This window comes from Phenylobacterium sp. (genome assembly GCF_016124325.1).
In the GTDB taxonomy this organism is placed as follows: Bacteria; Pseudomonadota; Alphaproteobacteria; order Caulobacterales; family Caulobacteraceae; genus Phenylobacterium.
In genome coordinates this window covers 66624-87817 of the sequence record NZ_WGNY01000023.1, presented here as the reverse complement: position 1 = coordinate 87817, position 21194 = coordinate 66624, and the positions used below count along the sequence as shown (strand labels likewise).

Below are 21194 nucleotides of genomic sequence, written 5' to 3'. Positions count from 1 at the left end.
CGATGCGGACGCCGGCTCACGCCAGAGGCTCCACGTCCACCGGCTGGCCGGGGTTGAGCCGGGTGCTGGGGCGGGCCTCGATCATGTAGACGAGCCGGTCGCGGGCCTCGCGGCTGTAGATGACCGGCGGCGTGAACTCGGGGCGCGGGCTCACGTAGTCGATCTTCGCCGTCAGGCCTCCCGCGCAGCCGTCGCACGAGAAGCGCACGGCGCGGCCGACGCGATAGGCCGACAGATCCTTCTCCGGCACGAAGAACCGCACCTTGATCCGATCGTCCGGCAGCAGGCTGAGGATCGGCTGATTGGCCGGGGCCCATTCGCCGGCGTGGAAGAACACGTCCTCCACCCGCGCCTTCGCCGGGGCGCTGGGGGCGACGTCCTGCAGCCGGGCCGAGGCGCCGGCCGCGGCGGCGGCGGCCTGGGCCACGCGCGCGTCGGCGGCGCGGATCTGGTCCTCGCGGGCGCCGAGGGCGGCGGCGTCGCGCTGGCGCCGCGCGGCCCGCACCTGGGCGTCGGCGGCCTCGGCCGCGGCCTTGGCGTCGTCCAGCCGGGACGGGGCGTACCAGCCGGCCTTCACCAGCGGCTCGACCCGGCGCAGCGTGGCCCGGGCGTCGCGGGCGGCCGCCTCGGCGGCGGCGATGTTCGCCTCGTAGACCGCCAGTTCGACGGGGCGCTGACCCTTGCGCACGTCCTGCGCCTGGGCTTCCGCCGCCGCGGTCTCGGCGCTGGCCTGGTCGTACTGGGCGCGCACCTGGGCGGGATCGACCACGAACAGCGGCTGTCCGGCCGCCACGTCCTGGCCGCGGACCACGCTGACCGAGCGCACCGCGCCCGAGACCGGCGCGGCCATGTAGAGCGCCTCGCCTTCCACATAGCCGGTGAGCGTGTGGCGCTCGCCGAGGCGCGGGATGGCGACCAGGGCCGTGACGATCGCCGCGGCGGTCAGGACGAGGCCGGCGACGAGGACGCGCTGGCGGTTCATGTCGAGGCTCCTTCGGCGAGCATGCCGCGCAGGATCGTCTCCACGTGCTGGCTGACGAGGGTGTTGAGGTCGAAGGGCTCCGCGCCCACCGGCACGAACGTCTCGCGCCAGATCACCGCGAGCAGCATCGGCGAGATCAGCTGCAGGGCGTAGACGCGCGGGTCGCCGGGCTTCACCTCGCCGCGGGCCTGGGCGGCGGCGATCGCGCCCGACATGGCGGCCAGGGCGTGGGCGACCAGTTCGTCGTGCCAGACGCGGGCGACCTCGGGGAAGTTGCGGGCCTCGCCGATGACCATCTTGGCCACGCTGCCGATGCGGGTGACGCCGACGATGTGGGCGAGCTGCGTCGCCACGCCGCGCAGGAGGTCCTCGAAGGGGCCGGGATGGGCCTCGGCCATCGCCCTGACGGCGGCGATGTTCGGCGCGATGGCCTGGCCGACGACGGCGCGGAACAGGTCTTCCTTGGTCTCGAAGTAGAGGTAGAGCGCGCCCTTCGACACGCCGGCGCGCGCGGCGATCTCGTCCAGGCGCGCGGCGGCGAATCCCTTCTCGGCGAACACCGCCAGGGCGGCGGCCACGATCTCGCCGGGCCGCTCGGCCTTCCGCCGCCGGAACTTGGGCGCGCCGGGATCCATGGCTTCACCTTAATAACTGACCAGTCGGTTATTAGCATGGGCCGGTGATCGCGACAAGGCGGCGCGCATTGTCGCAGGGCGACGCGTCGCATCGTTAATTTCCGGCGCAGGCGCCAATTTTCCGCCGCGGTCCGCCTGCAGGACCCTTTTCGCCCGCCGCGGCCCAGCGCGGCGCTCCAGGAAAATCGCTCCCCATGCCCGGCGCCAGATCGGGCGGGACGACGTATCGAGTAAGGGTTCCGGATGAAGTCGGGCGTCCGTGCGCGTCTCCATGAACTGGTGGTCGAACGACCGCTCCAGGTCCTTGTCGTGGCCGCCGTCATCGGCGCGACCGCGGCCGCGGCGGCCCCGCTCGCCGGCGCGCCGATCCTGAAGGCGTCATTGGCCCGCGGGGCCGCGGGGCCCGCAGCGAGCGAGCCCACGATCACCAAGCTGGTCTGGGAAGGCGCCGACCTCGACGGCGACGGCGTCGCCGACTTCGCCAATCCGACGGGCCATGCGCCCCGCGGCCACGACGCCTACGGCGACGGCGAGTTCGGAGCCTCCCGCGACGGCGGCGCGCGCCGCCATGAGGGCGTCGACTACGCCGCGCGCGCCGGCCAGCTCGTCCGCGCGCCCATCTCGGGCTTCGTCACCAAGATCGGCTTCGCCTATCCGGGCGACACGACCCTGAAGTTCGTCGAGATCACCAATCCGGCGCTCAAGGTCGCCGCGCGGGTCTTCTACGTGGACCCCAAGGTGGAGGAGGGCGCGGCCGTGCTGATGGGGCGGCCGATCGGCGTGGCCCATTCGCTCCAGCGGAAGTATCCGGCCGGCATGACCGACCATGTGCACCTGGAGCTGATCGATCGGCGCGGCGCGCACTTCGACGCCGAGCGCGTGCTGGTCGCCAAGGTCGAGACCGTGGAGATGGGCGACTAGATCCGCCGCTTCGCGGGGATTTACGCACGGGCTCGGCAGGCGGGAACAGGCGCGAAACGAATCGCGACCGAATCACTGACTCCCAGCGATTCAGCTTTCGTTCCCTACGAAATATAGTATCCGACTCGCGCCGCGACACAACGCGGTCGCGCCCGGCGGCCCGGTCCCGGCGACAGATCGCGTCGCCGCCTTGACGCCGCGGGCAGCCTTCCTCTATATCGCGCGCTCCCTGCGCGGGCGGTCCGTCCGGCGCATCTGTTTTCCATGCGAAGGTTATCTCGCCATGTCGCGCCGCTGCGAACTCACGGGTGTCGGGCCGATGGTCGGCCACAACGTGAGCCACTCGAACATCAAGACCAAGCGCCGGTTCATGCCGAACCTGACGGCCGCCACCCTGGCCTCGGACGCCCTGGGCCAGAGCTTCACCCTGCGGATGACCAACGCCGCGCTGCGCACCGTCGACGCCAAGGGCGGCCTGGACGCCGTGCTGCTGAAGGCGCGCGACGAGGTGCTCTCGCCCAAGGCGCTGAAGATCAAGCGTCAGGTGAAGGCCAAGCTCGCCGAGCAGGCCGCGGCCTAAGCGCCCGCCAATCCGGTTTTGAAGAGGCCGTCCTTCGGGGCGGCCTCTTTTTTTGTGCGTCGATGACGAATCGAAGACGCAGGATGCTGGCGTCCTGCACACGTCCGGCTCACAATCGAATCACACACACGGAAGCTTCGGATGAGCAGCACGCCCGTCACCGGGCGCGGCGGCGCGCGCGACGGCGCGCCGACCGTCGACGTCTCGGCCATGCCGCAGGTGCTGGCGCGGATCGCGCGCCTGGCCCTGCGCTATCGCGGCCGGCTGGCGCTGACGTCGGCCGCCTCGCTGCTGGCGGCGGCGGCGAGCCTGACGCTGCCCCGGCTGCTGGGCCGCTCGGTGGACGACGCGCTGCGCATCGCCGCCCAGGCCGGCCAGGCCGAGGCGGCGCGGCATGCGCTGCTGCTCTCGGCGGTGCTGATCGTGGCGGCCACCACCACGCGCGGCCTGCTGACGGCCTTGTCGGGCTACCAGGCCGAATATGTGAGCCAGCGCGTGGCCTACGACCTGCGGCTCGCCTTCTTCCAGCAGCTCCAACGGCTCTCGTTCGGCTTCCACGACCGCATCCACTCCGGCGACCTCATCACGCGCGGGATGCTCGACCTGGAAGGGGCGCGGGTGGTGATCCAGGCGGGGATGGCCCAGGCGCTCTCGCTAGCCCTGCTGATCGGGTTCGCGGCCTACATGATGATCTCCGCCGATCCGACGCTGGCGCTGATCGGCCTGGCCTTCGTGCCGGTGGCCGGCTTCGCCCTGGCGCGCATGGGCTTCCTGCTGCGGATCACCTGGATGCGGGTGCAGCAGCTGATGTCGGTCCTGACGCTGACCATGGAGGAGAACCTCCAGGGCATCCGGGTGGTCCGCGCCTTCGCCGGCCGCGACCTGGAGATGGACAAGTTCGACCGCGCCGGCGGGGCGGCCCTGGCCGAGGCGTTCAAGCGGATCACCCTGCGCTTCCGGGGCGTCTCGGCGATGCAGGTCAGCTTCTACGCCTCGCTCGGCGTGCTGCTCTGGGTGGGCGGCGGCAAGGTGGCGGCCGGGACCATGACGGCGGGCCGGCTCACCGAGTTCACGGCCTACATGACGCTCCTGCAGGCGCCGATCCGGCAGGTGGCGATGATCTTCAACGCGCTGGCGCGGGCGACCTCTTCCGGGGCGCGGCTGTTCGAGGTGATGGACCTGGAGCCGGAGATCGCCGACCGGCCGGGCGCCCGGCCGCTGGCCGCGCCGCGCGGCGTCCTGCGCTTCGAGGGCGTCGGCTTCCGCTACGACCCGGCGGGGCGCGAGATCCTCTCCGGCCTGGACTTCGAGCTGCGGCCGGGGCGCACCCTGGGGATCGTCGGGCCGCCGGGGTCTGGCAAATCCACCGTCGCCAACCTCGTCCCGCGCTTCTACGACGTCACCTCGGGCCGCATCACCATCGACGCGACCGACATCCGCGACGTCACGCTGGAGTCGCTGCGCGCCTATGTCGGGCTGGTGCAACAGGAGGCGTTCCTGTTCGACGCCTCGGTGGGCCACAACGTCGCCTACGCCGACCCGTGGGCCGAGGACGAGCGCATCGTCGGCGCGGCGCGCACGGCGCAGATCCACGAGCATATCGCCGCCCTGCCCGAGGCCTACGAGACCCGCGTGGGCGAGCGCGGGGTGGCGCTCTCCGGCGGTCAGCGCCAGCGCATGAGCATCGCCCGCGGCGTCGTGCCGGGGCCGGGGATCATGATCTTCGACGACTCCACCGCCGCCATCGACGCGGTGACCGAGCGCAAGGTCCGCGAGGGGCTGGCGCGGGCGACGGAGACCAAAGCCACGATCATCATCGCCCACCGGCTGTCGTCGCTGATGCACGCCGACGAGATCCTGGTGCTGGACGAGGGCCGGATCGTCGAGCGCGGGACGCACCCCGAGCTGGTGGCGCGCGGCGGCGTCTACGCCGACCTCTACGAGCTGCAGACCCGGTCCGACGCCGAGGCCGTGCTGGACGAGGAGGCGCCGGCGTGAGCGAGACCGATCCCCCCAGCCCGCCGCGCCGCGCGCCCAGGGCCTCCCTGGGCTCGCCCGAGGGCGACGACGTCTTCGGCGTGTTCGATCCCGCCGTGGCGCGGCGGTTCCTGGGCTATCTCGGACCCCACCGGCGCACGGTGATCCTCACCCAGGCGGCGGTGCTCTGCTCGGCGGCGGCCTCGGTGGTCCTGCCGTGGCTGATCGGGCGGGTGGTGACGAGCGCGGCGGCGCACGACCTGGCCATGCTGCGATCCACCATGGCGATGTTCGCGGTCGGCGCGGGGGTCTTCATCACGGCCTTCTTCGCCAGCGAGTGGACCTCGGCCCGCCTGGCCCAGCAGGTGATCTTCGACATCCGCCGGGCGATGTTCGCCCACTTCCAGGACATCTCGCTGTCCTTCATGGACAAGACCCACGTGGGTCGGATCATGGCCCGCCTCCAGGGCGACGTGAACGCGCTGCAGGAGTTCCTGGAGAGCACGACGGGAGCGGTGGGCGACCTCGCCACCCTGATCGGCATCTCGGTGATGCTGCTCTACATGGACGTGAAGCTGGGCCTCTTCGCCCTGGCCGTCCTGCCGGCGCTGATCGCGGTGCGCGCGGTCTGGCTGCCGCATTCGAAGACCAGCTTCCGGGTCGCCCGCGAGGCTTCTTCGGCCGCCAACTCGGCGCTGGCCGAGAACATCAACGGCGTGCGCACCGTGCAGGAGACCCGCCGCGAGGCTCTGAACTTCGACCTCTACAAGGAGAAGGCGTTCGAGAACTTCCGGGCCCAGGTCGGCGCCTCGTGGATGAGCCAGATCATGGTCCCCACCGTCGACGTGCTCACCGGCGTGGCGCTGGCCATCGTGGTCTGGGTAGGCGGCGGCGAGGTGGTCTCGGGCCGCATGGACGTGGGCGTGATGGTGGCCTTCGTCCTCTATGTGCAGCGGTTCTTCGAGCCGGTGCGGATGCTGTCGATGCAGTACACGATCATGCAGCGCGCCATGGCCGCGGCGCACCGCATCTTCGAGGTGCTGGACGTGCCGGTGACCATCGCCGACAAGCCGGACGCCCGGCCGCTCGCCGACTTCGAGCCCACGGTCGAGTTCCGGAACGTGACCTTCGGTTACGATCCCGCCCGGCCCGTGCTGCACGACATCTCACTGACGGTGCGCCCGCGCGAGGTGGTGGCGCTGGTGGGGCCCACCGGCTCGGGCAAGACCTCGATCATCGCCCTGGCCCACCGCTTCTACGAGGTCGACCAGGGCCAGGTGCTGGTGGGCGGCCGCGACGTGCGCGACGTGACCCTCGACAGCCTGGGCCGCTCGATCGGCATGGTGCTGCAGGAGCCGTTCCTGTTCACCGGCACCATCGAGGAGAACATCCGCTACAACACCGCCCACGCCACGCTGGACGACATCGTGGCGGCGGCCAAGGCGGTGGCGGCCCACGACTTCATCTCGCGCCTGCCCGAGGGCTACCAGACGCGCCTGGGCCAGCGGGGCCGCAACCTCTCGGTGGGCCAGCGCCAGCTCATCTCCTTCGCCCGCGCCCTGGTGGCCGACCCCAAGATCCTGATCCTCGACGAGGCCACGGCCAACATCGACTCCTTCACCGAGCAGGCGATCCAGAAGGCGCTGAAGGTGCTGTTCGCGGGCCGCACCTGCATGGTCATCGCCCATCGGCTGGCGACGATCCGCGACGCCGACCGCATCGTCGTGCTGCAGCAGGGCCGCATCCTTGAGCAGGGCTCGCATGCCCAGCTCATGCGCGCCGGCGGCCTCTACCACCGCCTCTACACCTCGGCCCACGCCAGCTTCGACGACCAGCAGGTGGCGGTGAGCGGCGACGCGGAGTTCGCGACGCGGACGTAGGCGTGAGGTCGCGTTCTGAGCGGCTGGGTCCCGGCTCTCCGGCCCGCTCGCGCAGGCCTGCGGCCGGGATGACGGTTCACAGATTCCCACGTCATCCCGGACGAAGCGCTCGCAGAGCGCGAAGATCCGGGACCCAGCCGCTCAGACCTCGACGCCGCAAATCTGCATCCGCTAGGCTCGGGCGATGGTCGGACGGGACGCCACGATCGCGGTCTACATCATGGCCAGCGCTCGCAACGGTACGCTCTACGTGGGCGTGACCAGCGAGCTGCAGACGCGCATCCAGCAGCACAAGCTCGGAATTTTCGAGGGCTTCTCCAAGACCTACGGCTGCAAGACGCTGGTTTGGTACGAGAGCCACGCGACGATGCCGGAGGCTATCCGGCGCGAGAAGCTGATCAAGCGGTGGCGCCGCGCGTGGAAGCTCGCGCTCATCGAGGAGATCAATCCCGAGTGGCGCGACCTGTCCGATCCCTGGTTCGAGGCGCCTGAAGGCCCGCTGTCGTGGGCGAACGAGCGGTAGGTGGCGTCGAGATTTGAGCGGCTGGGTCCCGGCTCTGCGGCCCGCTGGCGCGGACCTCCGGCCGGGATGACGGTTCACAGATTCCCACGTCATCCCGGACGTAGCGCTCGCAGAGCGCGCAGATCCGGGACCCAGCCGCTCAGACCTCGACGCTACTTCAGCGCCCCGTCGAACAGTCCCACCAGTTCGCGCCAGTGCCGTTCGGCGCCCTCGGGGTTGTGGACCGGCATGTCGGACGGGACCCAGCCGTGGCGGCAGCCCGGCCAGATCGAGACCTGAGCGTCGACGCCGGCGTCCTTCAGCGCCCCGCGCAGGCGCTCGTCCTGGGCCTCGTCGTAGCTGCCGTCCTGTTCGGCGCCGGCCACCAGCACCTTGGCCGTGATTCGGTCGGCCAGCCTGTGCGGGCTCTTCTCGTCGTCGGTGGCCATGTTGCCGCCGTGGAAGCTGGCGGCCGCGGCGATCCGGTCGGGGAAGGTCCCGGCGGCGCGCAGCGCGATGCTTCCGCCCATGCAGTAGCCGGTGACGCCGACCTTGCCGGCCCGGGCCTGGGGCTGCGTCGCCAGCCAATCGAGGCAGGCTTCGGCGTCGGCCATCTGCTTCTCCACGCCGGTGGAGCCGCGCAGTTTCTGGAACAGCGCCACCATCTCCGGGTCGCCCGCGCGGGCCTTGACGATGTCCAGCGGCGGATAGGGCCCGGCGCGCCAGAACAGGTCGGGCAGCAGGACGTAGTAGCCGGCGTCGGCCAGCCGCTGGCCCATCTCGAACAGGGCGGGCCGGATCGCGGGCGCGTCCATGAAGATGATCGCCGCCGGCCAGGGGCCCTGGCCCGCGTCGGGCGTGAAGGCGAACGCTCGCGCATCCCCCTCCGGCGTGGGGATCGAGACGTCCTGGCGCATGGCGCTATCTCCCTTTCGGCGGCGTCCAGTCGAACGTGAAGAACAGCGTCCGCTCGGCGCTTGAGAAATTGTCGTCGACGATCAGGTGGAACCGCACCGTCCCGTCCGGCCGCGGCAGGGCGGCGAGGCCTTCGAAATTGTCCACGTTGGCGGGACGGCGGATCACATGGGTGTCGAGGGCGCGGCCGTTCCCGTCGGCCACGACGATCTGGATCACCGCGCCGGTGGCGGGGCTGAAATCGCGCAGCAGATAGGCCCAGCGGCCGCCGGGCAGGGGACGGGCGGCCACCAGCGACCCCGCGCCCGCGTCCGGCGCGGCCCTGGGGCCGGGGATGCAGCCGCCCGACAGCCGGCAGACCCAGGTCTCGCGCGTGTCCTCGCGGCCGGTGATGTAGGCGTCGCGGCCGGCGCTGGGGTCCAGCGCCAGGGCCTCCATGCCCGAATTGTCGGGGAACGGCGCGTCGGGCGAGGGGACCGCGCGCGGCGGCCCGCCGTTCGCCGGATAGAGCCAGATCCGATGATTGCGCTCGAAGCTGATCATCAGGTCGCCGTTGGGCCACAGCGCCAGGCCCTCGGAATCGGAGTCGGCCTTGCTGCCGCTGAGCGGCTGGCCGTCGAGGTTGGTGAGCGGCTTCAGGGTGACGTCGGCCATGCCGCTCGGCGCGCCCTTGGCGTCGAACACCAGGCGGCCCCTCACCAGATCGCCCTCGTCGCTGACGGCGATGAACCGGCCGTCGGGCAGCACCTCCAGGTCGGACAGGCCGTGGAAGCGCGAGGTGTCCGGAGACGTCAGCTCCAGGCCGCCGACGAAGGCGAAGTCGTCGCCGGCCGGTCGCGGCGCATCGGGCGGGAATTCCGGCACGGGCTTCGCCTCGACGCGGATCGACGCGCCCGCGGCCACGGGCGCGTCGGGAAGGCTGGCGGTCGGCGCGCAGGCGGCGAGCAGCAGCGCCGCGGCCAGCGCGACCCGCCTCACGCCGAGACCCTCCGGACTTCCTTGAAGGTGGATCTCCGCCCGGCGCCGCCCTGGGGCCCCTGGGTGTTGGGCGGCGGCTGCAGCAGGCCCGCGCTGCGGCGGGTGAGCAGGCGCGGCTCCTCGTCGAACAGGTCGGCGAGCTGCTCCACCATGGCGCCGGCCAGCTGTTCCACGTCCACGATGGTCACGGCGTTCTTGTAGTAGCGGGTCACGTCGTGGCCGATGCCGATGGCGATGAGCTGCACCGGGCTCTTGGTCTCGATCTCGGCGATCACCTCGCGCAGGTGGCGCTCCAGGTAGTGGCCCGAGTTCACCGACAGGGTGGAGTCGTCCACCGGCGCACCGTCGGAGATGACCAGCAGGATGCGCCGCTGTTCGGGCCGGCCGATCAGCCGGTGGTGCGCCCAGATCAGCGCCTCGCCGTCGATGTTCTCCTTCAGCAGGCCCTCACGCATCATCAGGCCGAGGTTGCGCCGGGCGCGCCGCCAGGGAGCGTCGGCGGCCTTGTAGATGATGTGGCGCAGGTCGTTCAGCCGCCCCGGCTGGGCGGGCTTGCCGGCCTTCAGCCAGTCCTCGCGCGAACTGCCGCCCTTCCAGGCCCGGGTGGTGAAGCCCAGGATCTCGGTCTTGACCCCGCAGCGTTCCAGCGTGCGCGCCAGGATGTCGGCGCAGACCGCGGCCACCATGATCGGCCGCCCGCGCATCGAGCCCGAATTGTCGATGAGGATGGTGACGACCGTGTCGCGGAACTCGGTGTCGTCTTCTTCCTTGAAGGCGAGCGAGGCGGTCGGGTCGACGATCACGCGCGTCAGCCGCGCCACGTCCAGCAGGCCTTCCTCCAGGTCGAAGGTCCACGAGCGGTTCTGCTGGGCCAGCAGCTTGCGCTGCAGCCGGTTGGCCAGCCGCGAGACGACGTTGGAGACCGACGCGAGCTGCTGATCGAGATAGGCGCGCAGGCGCGTCAGCTCCTCGGGATCGCAGAGCTCCTCGGCGGCCACGATCTCATCGTGGGCCGAGGTGAAGACCTTGTAGGTGACCGCGCGGTTGTCGCCCGACGGGTCGGGCCGCATGGGCTGGTCGCCCTCGCCCATCTCGGGCGGCTCGTCGGCGTCGTCGGCGTCGGGGTCCTCCTCCGACTGCATCATCTGGCTGTCGGCGTCCTCGCTCTCGCGGTGCGTGGACTCGTCCTCGTCCATGGCGCTCTGCTGCGGGGACTGGCCCTCGCCGTCGCCGTCGTCCTGCTCGTCGGAGGCCTCGGGCTCGCCTTCCTCCCCGCCGTCCTGGTCGTCGTCGGACTGCTCGGGGGCGTCCGACAGGTCGTCGCCCATCTGCAGGTCGCGGATGATGGCGCGGGCGATCCGCGCGAAGGCCTTCTGGTCGTCGAGCGACCCGCTCAGCCGGTCGAGGTCGGCGCCGGCCTTGGATTCCACCTCGCCGCGGAACATGTCGACCAGCGCCCGCGCCATCGGCGGCGGCGGCTCGCCGGTCAGCCGCTCGCGGGCCATCAGGCTGACGATCTCGGCCAGCGGCGGATTGGCGATGGCCTCGGCCTCGTTGAACACGCGCCGCGACCAGGCGTGGTCCATCACCGTCTTCAGGTTCTCGCGCACGCCGCCCATGGCGTTGGCCCCGATGGCCTCGATGCGCGCCTGCTCCAGGGCGTCGTAGATCGGCTGGCCGCCGCCCGAGGCCGGGCGGGTCTTGGCGTGGGCGGCCGGGTCGTGGTGGGCGATGCGCAGCGCCATCTGGTCGGCGAGGCCGCGGATGCGCGCGGCGTCGGCCGGCGTCAGGTCGCGCGGCGGGTGCGGCAGCACCGCGCGGTTGCCCGAAAGCTGCGGCCCCTCGCCCGAATAGACGATCTCGAGGTCCGGCGTTTCGGCGAGCGAACGGGCGGCGTGCGCCAGCGCGCGCTTGAACGGCTCCAACGGGCTTTCGGGGTTCTTGGCCATCACTCGGTCAATAGATCAGGGCCGGGGCCCCGCGAAACAAGGAATCGTGTGCGGCGGAACGGGCGAAGGGCCTCGGCGTTGAAACGGCTCAGGTTTCGCACTCAAGGAGTTCTCCATGCTGAAATGGGCCCTGATCTTCGCGATCGTCGCCGTCGTCGCCGGCCTCCTCGGATTCGGCGGCATCGCCGGCGCCGCGGCCGGGATCGCCAAGCTGCTGTTCTTCGTCGCCGTGGTCGGCTTCCTGATCTTCCTGGCCATCGGGGTCTTCGCCGGCCGGAAGATCATGGGAGACTAGCGGCGGCGTCCGACACCGCCGGCTCGCGTCACCGCTTCGCCAGCCAGGCCTTGGCCTCCTCGCCCACCACGTCGACGAGGTTGCCCATGGCGATGTTGGCGTCGATCAGGTGCAGGCCCCAGTCGGCGCTGACCTTGCCGCCCGTGACCACATCGCCGGCGATGTCGTCGGTGCGCGGGTCGGCGGGGTCGGCGTTCACGTGCGCTTCCAGATAGTTGAAGCCGTTCTTCGACACGCATTGCGCCGTCAGCAGGCCCGGCACGGAGACAAAGGGCGTCTTCGGGTCGGGCTTGCCTTGCACCCACGGCGGCCGGGGGCCTGAGGACGCCGCGATCTCCGAGCCGTTGGAGAGATAGGCCTTCAACTCGCCCGAGCCGCCCGACAGGTTCGCCGGGTTCACGCAGGCCGCCTCCATGCCGGGCATGCCCTCGACCCGCCCGAACCGGCTGTTGGCCGGCGGCGGCACGGTGTCGCGGAAGGTGGCGTAGGCGATCGCGCAGCCGGTCTGCGACGCCGAATGGCAGGTGGGGATCGACTTGAAGAGCCCGGTGTCCTTGCCCTCCGTCACGGGCAGGCGGGTGCCGAGCAGCAGGGCCGAAACCAACAGCTTCTGGGCCGGCTTGCCGTCGATCTCGGCGGCGATCAGCCGGGTCAGCACGCCCGAGCCCTGGGAATGGCCGATGAGCACCACGCCGCGGCCCTTGTTCTCGTGGGCGATGTAATAGGTCCAGGCGTCGACCACGTCGTTGTAGCCCACCTGCCGCACGGCCGGATCGTTCGAGCCGGGGAGGGGCTGGCCCAGGATCATCGCGCGCAGCCCGGTCAGGGTGAACTGGCGATAGAGCGGGGCGTAGATGCGGCACTTCGCGCCGAAGCGGGCGAGCTGCTGCTTCACCACGTTGAGCTCCTCAGGCCCGGCGGTCATGTCGGAGACCACGCCGGGGTCCATGGACACGGTGGGATAGACGTAGAAGCAGTCGATCGGGGCCTTCGGGTCGGCCTTGAAGGCCTCGACCGTCTCGGTCCCGTCGGCCCGGACCACCGTCGTGGTCAGGTCGACCGCGCAGGCGTCGGCCGTCTTGTCGGGCCGGCACAGCCAGGTCTCGGGCCTGGCGTAGTCGTTCTTCGGAAGGGCGGTCTGGGCCGACGCCGTTCCGCCGGCCAGGGCCAGGGCGGTGGAAACCGCAAACATCACAAGCGGCCGTACGAACATGGCGTCTCCCCTCCAACGCGTTCTGTTTTTCGAAAGCTGCGTATGATCATCGCGCGACCGCCACGCGGGGTCCAGCCTGTCCATGACGCCGCGTTCGCGGCTCGCTAAGGTCTGTCCCTCGACTCGGGGGAAACGCGCATGGCGTCTGACAAGGAGGCGGGCTGGCCGGTCCGCATCTGGGCCGCGATCGGCGGGGGCCTGGTGGCGCTGGTGGGCCTGGCCTTGACCGCCGGCGGCGGCTGGCTGGTGGCCCTGCAGGGCTCGCCCTACTACCTGCTGGCCGGCGCGGCCGTGGCCGTGACCGGCGTGCTGCTGGTGCGCCGCCATCCCGCGGCGGGTTTTGTCTACGCGGCCACCCTCGGCGCGACCCTGGGCTGGGCGCTGTGGGAGGCGGGCGTCGTCTTCTGGCCGCTGCTGCCGCGGCTGTTCGCGCCGGCCGTGCTCGGCGTCTTCGTGCTGCTGGTGATCCCGACGGCTCCCAAGGGGCGCATGCGCAACCAGGCCGGCCTTGCCGTGGCCGTCCTGTCGCTTGTCTGCCTGGCGGTGCTGGGCTCGGCGCTGCCGGCCACCTTCACCTGGGGCCAGGCCGAAAGCCCCGCGGCCGTGCGCAGCGGCGCCGCGCCGGCGGCGGCGCGGTCGGACTGGCGCTACTACGGCCGCGACCCGGGCGGCACGCGCTACGCCCCCGTCGACCAGATCAACCGCGAGAACGTCGACGGGCTGAAGGTCGCCTGGACGTTCCGCACGGGCGAGAAGCCCAACCTCGGCAGCCAGGACCAGGACACCCCGCTCCAGGTCGGCGACATGGTCTACGTCTGCACGCCGACCAATGTGGTGATCGCGCTCAACGCCGACACCGGCAAGGAGAAGTGGCGGCACGATCCGCACGTGAAGCCGTCGTTCTGGAACCGGTGCCGCGGCGTCGGCTACTGGGACGCCGGCGACGCCAAGCCCGCCCCGGCCGCGAAGGCGGCGGCGGCCAAGCCGGCCCCTGCCCCGGCGGCCGAGGCCGCAAAGCCCGCCGAGGCGCCGCCCGCCTGCCAGCGCCGGATCCTCTCCTCGACCATCAACGCCCAGCTCTTCGCGCTGGACGCCGACACCGGCCGGCCGTGCCCCGGCTTCGGCAAGGACGGCATGGTCGACCTCAAGGTCGGCATGGGCGAGGTGAAGTCCAACTACTACTTCCAGACCTCGATCCCGACCGTCGTGGGCGACCGCGTCATCATCGGCGGCTGGGTCATGGACAACCGCGAACTGGCCGAGCCGTCCGGCGTGGTCCGCGCCTTCGACGTCAAGACCGGCGAGCTCGCCTGGGCCTGGGACATCGGCGCGCCCGGGACCACCAAGCTGCCGCCCGAGGGCGAGAGCTACACCCGCGGCACACCCAACGTCTGGTCGACGCCGGCCTTCGATCCCGAGCTGGGCCTGGTCTACCTGCCCACCGGCAACGCCACGCCCGACTACTGGGGCTCGCACCGCACCCGCGCGTCCGAGGCCTATTCCTCGTCGATCGTGGCGCTGGACGCCGAGACGGGCCGCGAACGCTGGTCGTTCCAGACCGTCCACCACGACCTCTGGGACTACGACGTCCCGTCCCAGCCGATGCTGATCAACTTCCCGGTCGACGGCGGAACGGCGCCGGCCCTGGTCCAGCTCACCAAGCGCGGCCAGATCTTCGTGCTCGACCGGCGCACCGGCAAGCCGCTCACCCGGGTGGTGGAGGTGCGCGTGCCGGGCGGCGCTCAGCTGGGCGAATGGGTCTATGGCACCCAACCCTATTCGGTGGAGATGCCCACCGTGGGCGTCGAGCCGCTGAGCGAGGAGATGATGTGGGGCGCCACCCCGCTGGATCAGCTCGCCTGCCGCATCCAGTTCCGCAAGGCCCGCTACGACGGCGACTTCACCCCGCCGGGCGACAAAAGCCGGCCGTCGCTGCAGTTCCCCGGCAACGCCGGCGGCATGAACTGGGGCTCGGGCGCCTATGACGCCCGCCGCGGCCTGCTGATCGTCAGCGACGTGCGCATGCCCCAGACGGTGGCGCTGCTGCCGGCGGACAAACCCGATCCGCGGCTGGCCCAGATCAAGGATCGCCCGCCGCCCAGCCTGAAGGCCGTGGCCTACAAGACCCACAACTTCTTCATGCTGAGCCCGATCTTCGCGCCGTGCCTCCAGCCGCCGCACGGCATGCTGACGGCCATCGACGTGAAGACCCGCGAGATCGTCTGGTCGGTGCCCGCGGGCACGGCCGAGGCGGAGGCCCCGCTGGGCCTGAAGTCGGGCCTGCCGATCCCGATCGGCACCTTCGGCCTGGGCGGGCCGGTGACCACGGCGGGCGGCGTGACCTTCCGCTCGGCCACGACCGACCCCTATCTGCGCGCCTACGACAACGCCACCGGCAAGGAACTCTGGAAGGCGCGCCTGCCGGTCGCCTCGGCCAGCACGCCGATGACCTATGTCTCGCCGGTCAGCGGCAAGCAGTACGTGGTGGTCACGGCCGGCGGCTCGATGCTGAGCCGCGAGCGCGGCGACTACGTCATCGCCTACGCCCTGAAGTAGGCGCAGGCGGTGGGCGCGGGCCCGAGGTTCGCCCTGTTCTGCGCGATCGTGCTGATCGCGCCGGGCGCGGTGATGGCCCTGGGCGGCCCGCGCATGGTCGACCTGGGCAAGCTGGTCCTGATCCTCAGCCCGGCCGTGGCCGGACTGGCCTTGAACCCGGGCCTCGGTCGCTGGGGCGCGCGGCGCTGGGGCCAGGTCGGCGTGGCCGCCGCGGTCACCCTGGCCGTGGCCGGCGGCGCGCTGGCTGTCGCGCTGGCCCTCGGCGCGGCCCGGCTCGGCCACCACGCGCCGCAGGCCGCGCCCGTCGCCGCCACCCTGCTCACCAGCGTGCTGGAGGAACTGGGTTGGGCCGGCGCCGGCCTCGCCCTGGCGGTGAAGGCGCTGGGCCGGCGTTGGGGCGTCGTGGTCCTGGGTCTGGTCTGGGCCGCCTGGCACCTCGTCCCGGCGTTCCTGCGCATCGGCCTGTTCCCCGAACTGGAAACCGCCCCGCCCGCCATGCTGGCCGCCTTCGTGGCGAGCTGCCTCGCCTATCGCGAGCTGCTGACCCGGCTGGTCGAGCGGGCCGGGACGTGGCTGGCCGCCGCCGCCGGCCACGCCGCGCCCAACCTGCTGCTGGCCGGGCTGATGAGCGGCGGCGCGGTCCTGCCGTCCGGCCCCGGCGACTGGCCGCTGTTCCCCGCGCCCGGCGGCCTGGTCTTCCTGGCGTTCGCCGCCCTGGCCGCCTGGGGCGTGGGGAGGATGCGTGGCACACGACGAAGCCATTGACCCCACCTTCCCGTCATGGCCCGGCTTGTCCGGGCCACCCAGAAACGCGGGGCGTGGGAGGTTCGATGCGGCCGTTCCGCCACTTGTCCCGAAGCGTCGGCGCGTCTGGGTCGCCCGGACAAGCCGGGCGATGACGGAGAGGGGTGGCGTATTTCAGCTACCAACCTAGGCTCCCTCGAAGGACGTAAGGAGCCCGCCATGAGGAAACCGCTGCCGCAGACCGGCGCCGACTGGACCGAGCTGAAGTCCGTGATGGCCGACTACGCCACCGGCGACGCGCGCTGGCGCGAGGGCAAGACCGCCGTCTACGTCTTCAACGCCGGCCCCGAGATCGAGCGGGTGCAGAAGGAGGCCTACGCCCTCTTCCAGTCCGAGAACGGCCTGGGTCCGGCCGCCTTCCCCAGCCTCAAACGCATGGAGGAGGAGGTCGTCGGCTTCGGCCTGTCGCTGCTGCACGGGCCCGAGGAGGCCTGCGGCGTCACCACCTCCGGCGGCACCGATTCCATCACCATGGCGGTGAAGGCCGCCCGCGACCACGCCCGCAAGGTCCGCGGCGTCGCCGGCCCGCTCAACATGGTGCTGCCCCGCTCGGCGCACCTGGCCTTCGACAAGGCCGCGGCCTTGATGGAGATCGAGGTCCGCCGCATCCCGCTCGCCGGCTACCTCGCCGACCCGGCCGCCATGGCCGCGGCCGCCGACGATCACACCGTGATGATCGTGGGCTCGGCGCCCAGCTTCCCGTACGGCCTCATCGACCCCATCGGCGCCCTGTCCGACCTGGCGCTGGCGCGCGACCTGTGGCTGCACGTCGACGCCTGCGTCGGCGGCTATATCGCCCCGTTCGTGCGGATGAACGGCGCCGACATCCCGCCCTTCGACTTCGAGCTGCCCGGCGTGCGCTCGATGTCGGCCGACCTGCACAAGTACGGCTACGCCGCCAAGGGCGCCTCGACGGTGTTCTTCCGCTCGGCCGAACTCATGAAGCTGATGACCTTCGATTTCCGCGACTGGCCGGGCGGGCGGATGATCACGCCCACCCTGGCCGGCACCCGGCCCGGCGGGGCGATCTCGGCGGCCTGGGCGGTGATGAACGTGCTGGGCGTGGCCGGCTACCGCGAGAAGCAGGGCCAGGTCGTCGCCGCGCGCGAGGCCATCGAGGCCGGCGTCCGCAAGCTGGGCTTCGAGGTCCTGGGCCGCCCGCAGCTCGGCATCACCGCCTTCGCCCACCCGGAGGCCGACGCCGTGGCGCTCTGGACCAAGCTGCACGAGCGCGGCTGGTTCACCAGCCTGACCACCGAGCCCAAGAGCCTGCACCTGATGCTCTCGCCGTTCCACGCCACGGTGACCGACGTCTACCTCGCCGACCTCGCCTGGGCCCTGGGCGAGGTGAGGGGCAAGGCTGCGCCGGCCGGGGCGGAGGTGCGGTATTCGTGAGGGGCTGGACCTGACCCTGACCCCCTCCGTCACCCCGGACAGGTCCGGGGCGACACCTCCCCCGCTTCGCAGGGGAGGAGCGCTCCTCCCTCGCGAAGCGGGGGAGGGGGACCGCGGAACGCGGTGGAGGGGGCGTCGCCGCCGCGAAGCGGCGCCGCCTTTGAACAACCACGGATTTCACCGATGGCGCGGATTGCCCTGGCGCCCATCCGTGTGATCCGTGCAATCCGTGGTTCCAAAATGCCGGGTTCCCCTTTTGTCGGCCGGGCTCTATCCGTGGGCATGGACACCGCCGCCCGCGCCGTGACGCCCCTGTTTTCGGGGCCTTCCCGCCGGAAGGGCGCCGCCGCGCCGTTCCTGCCGATGAGCCGGGCCGAGATGGACGCGCTGGGCTGGGACGCCTGCGACATCGTCCTGGTGACCGGCGACGCCTATGTCGACCATCCCAGCTTCGGCATGGCGATCATCGGGCGGCTGCTGGAGGCCCAGGGCTTCCGGGTCGGCATCATCGCCCAGCCCGACTGGCAGTCGGCCGAGCCGTTCAAGGCGCTGGGCCGCCCCCGCGTCTTCTTCGGCGTCACCGGCGGCAACATGGACTCGATGGTCAACCGCTACACGGCCGACCGCCGGCTGCGCCACGACGACGCCTATACGCCGGGCGGGGAGGGCGGGCGGCGGCCCGACCGCTGCACCCTGGTCTACGCCCAGCGCTGCCGCGAGGCGTTCAAGGACGTGCCGATCGTGCTGGGCGGCATTGAGGCCTCGCTGCGCCGCATCGCCCACTTCGACTACTGGTCGGAAAAGGTGCGCCGTTCGGTGCTGGCCGACGCCAAGGCCGACCTGCTGCTCTACGGCAACGCCGAGCGCGCGGTCGTCGAGGTGGCGAACCGGCTGGCGGCGGGCGAGGCGCCGCGCGACCTCGACGACATCCGCGGCGTGGCCCTGTTCCGCAAGGTCCCGGAACATTTCACGGAACTGCACGCCGACGATCTCGATTCCGCCGACGAGGGCGCCGCGCGCCGCCCCGGCGACGTGGTCATCCGCCTGCCGTCCTGCGAGCAGGTTCAGGCGGATTCCGAAGCCTACGCCCGCGCTTCACGGGTGCTGCATCGGGAGAGCAACCCCGGCAACGCCCGTCCGCTGGTCCAGCGCCATGGCGACCGCGACATCTGGCTGAATCCGCCGCCGATCCCGCTCACCACCGAGGAGATGGACGCGGTCTACGACCTGCCCTACGCGCGGGCTCCGCACCCCGCCTACGGCGAGGCCAAGATCCCCGCCTGGGAGATGATCCGCTTCTCGGTGACGATCATGCGCGGCTGTTTCGGCGGCTGCACCTTCTGCTCCATCACCGAGCATGAGGGCCGCATCATCCAGAGCCGCTCCGAAGGCTCGATCCTGCAGGAGATCGAGCGCATCCGCGACAGGACGCCGGGCTTCACGGGCGTCATCTCCGACATCGGCGGGCCGACCGCCAACATGTATCGGATGGCCTGCAAGGACCCCAAGGTCGAGGCGGCCTGCCGGCGGCCGTCCTGCGTGTTCCCCGGCATCTGCCCCAACCTGAACACCAGCCACGACGACCTCATCCGCCTCTATCGCAAGGTGCGCGAGGTGAAGGGCGTCAAGAAGGTGCTGGTGGCCTCGGGCGTCCGCTACGACCTGGCTGTCGAGAGTCCCGAATACGTCGAGGAGCTGGTCACCCACCACGTGGGCGGCCTCCTGAAGATCGCGCCCGAGCACACCGAGGACGGGCCGCTCGACAAGATGATGAAGCCGGGGATCGGGACCTACGACCGCTTCAAGGCGATGTTCGACGCCGCCGCCAAGAAGGCCGGGAAGAAGTACCACCTGATCCCGTACTTCATCGCCGCGCATCCGGGCACCACCGACGAGGACATGATGAACCTCGCGCTGTGGCTGAAGGCGAACAACTTCCGGGCCGACCAGGTGCAGACCTTCCTGCCCTCGCCGATGGCCACCGCCACGGCCATGTACCACTCCGGGGTCAATCCGCTGCGCGGCGTGCGCCACGGGGCGAGCGAGCCGGTCGAGACGGTGAAGGGCCTGCGCCAGCGGCGCCTGCACAAGGCTTTCCTGCGCTACCACGACCCCGAGAACTGGCCGGTCCTGCGCGAGGCGCTGAAGGCTATGGGCCGCGCCGACCTGATCGGCCCGCGGCCGGACCAGCTTGTCCCGGCCCACCAGCCGGGCGGCGGCAGGGGCCCGCCGGCCCGCCGGCCCGCGCGCCATCCCGGAACCAAGTTCACCACCAAGGGCGTGCCGATCAGGCGGTGACGGGCGCGTCCCGTGTCATCGCGGCCGCGAAGAACCCGTCGGTTCCGTGGCGGGCCGGGGTCAGCGAGAGATAGTCGGGGTGCGCCGAGCCCGTGATCTGCGGCGCGGCCTCGCCGAGCGGGACGAGGCGGAACTCCGGGTGCGCGGCGAGGAAGGCTTCGACCTGCGCCTCGTTCTCCTCGGCCAGCAGGGAACAGGTGGCGTAGACCAGCCGCCCGCCCGGCTTCACCAGCCGCGCGGCGCTGTCCAGGATTTCCCGCTGTAGCGCCGCCAGGGCCTCCAGCCCGGCGTCCTGCGCCCGCCAGCGCGCGTCGGGATTGCGCCGCCACGTGCCCGTGCCGCTGCACGGCGCATCGACCAGCACGCGGTCGAACCCGCCCTTGTGGCGCTTGACCCACTTGTCCCGTTCGCTGGTCAGCACCCGGGTCTGGATGTTGTGCAGCCCCGCGCCGCGGAACCGCCCGGCCGCCCGCTTCAGCCGCGCCTCCGAGATGTCGCAGGCGATGACCGCGCCCTTGTTCGCCATGTCGCAGGCCATCGCCAGCGTCTTGCCGCCCGCGCCGGCGCAGAAGTCGACCACGCGCTCGCCGGGCCTGGCGCCGACCAGGAGCGCGACCAGCTGCGAGCCCTCGTCCTGGATCTCGACCGCGCCGGTCTTCAGCATGGGCAGGCGGGCCAGCGACAGCCGCCGGGGCAGGCGGATTCCATGGGGCGCCATGCGACACGCCTGGGCCTCGAAGCCGATACGGCGCAGGGCTTCCAGCACCGACTCGCGGGTCCCCTTCAGCGGATTGACGCGCAGGTCCAGCGGCGGGGGCCGCAGCATCGCCGCCATCTCGCGCGTGAACGCCTCGCCGAAGCGGCTCTGCATGGGTCCCAGCGCCCAGTCGGGACATTCGCCCAGCACCCCGTCCGGCATCTCCGGGTGCTCCAGGGTCCCGCCCTGCAGGCGCGCCAGAAGGACGCCCTCGCCGTCGGTGAGGGCCGCCGGCGCGAACCGCCCGCCGGTGAACAGGCGCTGGATCTGATCGCGCGTCTTGCCCTCGCCAAGCGCCAGCCAGGCGAGCAGGCGGTTGCGGGCCGTGGGCTCGCGGCGCTGCTTCGCCAGATGCCAGTTCAGCCGGGCGTGGCCGCGCAGCACCGCGTACAGCAGGTCGGACAGCTCGCCGTGATCCCGGTCGTTCAGGTCGCGCCGGCTCCGGAACCAGGCCGAAACCACCGCATCGGCCGGGCGCGCGTCGGCTTCGACCTCTTCGATCAGTTCGAGCGCGGCTTGCAGGCGTGCGGCGGGCGTCACGGGGCCGAGCTAGCCAT

Annotated in this window: 17 protein-coding genes; 10 read left to right on the top strand and 7 right to left on the bottom strand. The window is 71.6% G+C overall.

The window, feature by feature from the left end; translation table 11 throughout:
- Positions 1-16: 16 nt before the first annotated feature.
- Positions 17-982, bottom strand: a complete 966-nt coding sequence (locus GC203_RS14630) for an HlyD family secretion protein (RefSeq protein WP_293455808.1) — start codon at positions 980-982, stop codon at positions 17-19.
- The gene (locus tag GC203_RS14625; RefSeq protein WP_293455805.1) at positions 979-1617 is read right to left on the bottom strand and encodes a TetR/AcrR family transcriptional regulator; all 639 of its coding nucleotides are present in this window, start codon (positions 1615-1617) and stop codon (positions 979-981) included. Before GC203_RS14625 ends, GC203_RS14630 begins: the two co-directional genes overlap by 4 nt.
- A gap of 243 nt (positions 1618-1860) precedes the next feature.
- Here GC203_RS14625 and GC203_RS14620 point away from each other — a divergent pair, with 243 nt between their 5' ends.
- From GC203_RS14620 to GC203_RS14600, 5 genes are all read left to right on the top strand, one after another.
- A complete protein-coding gene (locus GC203_RS14620) occupies positions 1861-2538 on the top strand; it encodes a peptidoglycan DD-metalloendopeptidase family protein (RefSeq protein ID WP_293455802.1) in 678 nt (225 codons plus the stop codon).
- Between the two features lie 283 nt (positions 2539-2821).
- The gene (gene rpmB / locus GC203_RS14615; RefSeq protein ID WP_293455800.1) at positions 2822-3118 is read left to right on the top strand and encodes a 50S ribosomal protein L28; all 297 of its coding nucleotides are present in this window, start codon (positions 2822-2824) and stop codon (positions 3116-3118) included.
- Positions 3119-3259: 141 nt separating this feature from the next.
- Positions 3260-5116, top strand: coding sequence for an ABC transporter ATP-binding protein (locus GC203_RS14610; protein ID WP_293455798.1), 1857 nt, complete (start codon positions 3260-3262; stop codon positions 5114-5116).
- Complete coding sequence (locus GC203_RS14605; protein WP_293455796.1) at positions 5113-6975, top strand: ABC transporter ATP-binding protein; 1863 nt, start codon at positions 5113-5115, stop codon at positions 6973-6975. Before GC203_RS14610 ends, GC203_RS14605 begins: the two co-directional genes overlap by 4 nt.
- A gap of 184 nt (positions 6976-7159) precedes the next feature.
- The gene (locus GC203_RS14600) at positions 7160-7498 is read left to right on the top strand and encodes a GIY-YIG nuclease family protein (protein WP_293455794.1); all 339 of its coding nucleotides are present in this window, start codon (positions 7160-7162) and stop codon (positions 7496-7498) included.
- Between the two features lie 152 nt (positions 7499-7650).
- On the opposite strand, the gene GC203_RS14595 is transcribed toward GC203_RS14600, so the two are convergent.
- From GC203_RS14595 to cobT, 3 genes are read right to left on the bottom strand one after another with little or no spacing between them, the layout of a single operon-like run.
- Positions 7651-8394 (bottom strand): dienelactone hydrolase family protein, encoded by a 744-nt coding sequence (locus tag GC203_RS14595; protein WP_293455793.1) that lies wholly within the window; start codon positions 8392-8394, stop codon positions 7651-7653.
- Positions 8395-8398: 4 nt separating this feature from the next.
- A complete protein-coding gene (locus GC203_RS14590) occupies positions 8399-9370 on the bottom strand; it encodes an esterase-like activity of phytase family protein (protein ID WP_293455791.1) in 972 nt (323 codons plus the stop codon).
- Positions 9367-11319 (bottom strand): cobaltochelatase subunit CobT, encoded by a 1953-nt coding sequence (gene cobT, locus GC203_RS14585; RefSeq protein ID WP_293455789.1) that lies wholly within the window; start codon positions 11317-11319, stop codon positions 9367-9369. Before cobT ends, GC203_RS14590 begins: the two co-directional genes overlap by 4 nt.
- Before the next feature lie 115 nt (positions 11320-11434).
- Here cobT and GC203_RS14580 point away from each other — a divergent pair, with 115 nt between their 5' ends.
- The gene (locus GC203_RS14580; RefSeq protein ID WP_293455786.1) at positions 11435-11614 is read left to right on the top strand and encodes a DUF1328 family protein; all 180 of its coding nucleotides are present in this window, start codon (positions 11435-11437) and stop codon (positions 11612-11614) included.
- 28 nt (positions 11615-11642) lie between these two features.
- Here GC203_RS14580 and GC203_RS14575 read toward each other — a convergent pair whose 3' ends face one another.
- The gene (locus GC203_RS14575; RefSeq protein WP_293455783.1) at positions 11643-12806 is read right to left on the bottom strand and encodes a DUF3089 domain-containing protein; all 1164 of its coding nucleotides are present in this window, start codon (positions 12804-12806) and stop codon (positions 11643-11645) included.
- Between the two features lie 159 nt (positions 12807-12965).
- Here GC203_RS14575 and GC203_RS14570 point away from each other — a divergent pair, with 159 nt between their 5' ends.
- From GC203_RS14570 to GC203_RS14555, 4 genes are all read left to right on the top strand, one after another.
- Positions 12966-15383, top strand: coding sequence for a membrane-bound PQQ-dependent dehydrogenase, glucose/quinate/shikimate family (locus GC203_RS14570; RefSeq protein ID WP_293455781.1), 2418 nt, complete (start codon positions 12966-12968; stop codon positions 15381-15383).
- Positions 15384-15392: 9 nt separating this feature from the next.
- The gene (locus GC203_RS14565) at positions 15393-16148 is read left to right on the top strand and encodes a CPBP family glutamic-type intramembrane protease (RefSeq protein ID WP_293455779.1); all 756 of its coding nucleotides are present in this window, start codon (positions 15393-15395) and stop codon (positions 16146-16148) included.
- 198 nt (positions 16149-16346) lie between these two features.
- Positions 16347-17582, top strand: a complete 1236-nt coding sequence (locus GC203_RS14560) for a pyridoxal-dependent decarboxylase (RefSeq protein ID WP_293455777.1) — start codon at positions 16347-16349, stop codon at positions 17580-17582.
- A gap of 282 nt (positions 17583-17864) precedes the next feature.
- Positions 17865-19880, top strand: a complete 2016-nt coding sequence (locus GC203_RS14555) for a YgiQ family radical SAM protein (RefSeq protein ID WP_293455775.1) — start codon at positions 17865-17867, stop codon at positions 19878-19880.
- Here GC203_RS14555 and GC203_RS14550 read toward each other — a convergent pair.
- Entirely contained in the window at positions 19870-21177 is a 1308-nt protein-coding gene (locus tag GC203_RS14550) for an RsmB/NOP family class I SAM-dependent RNA methyltransferase (protein ID WP_293455772.1), read from the bottom strand. The genes GC203_RS14555 and GC203_RS14550 overlap by 11 nt on opposite strands.
- Positions 21178-21194: the final 17 nt, after the last annotated feature.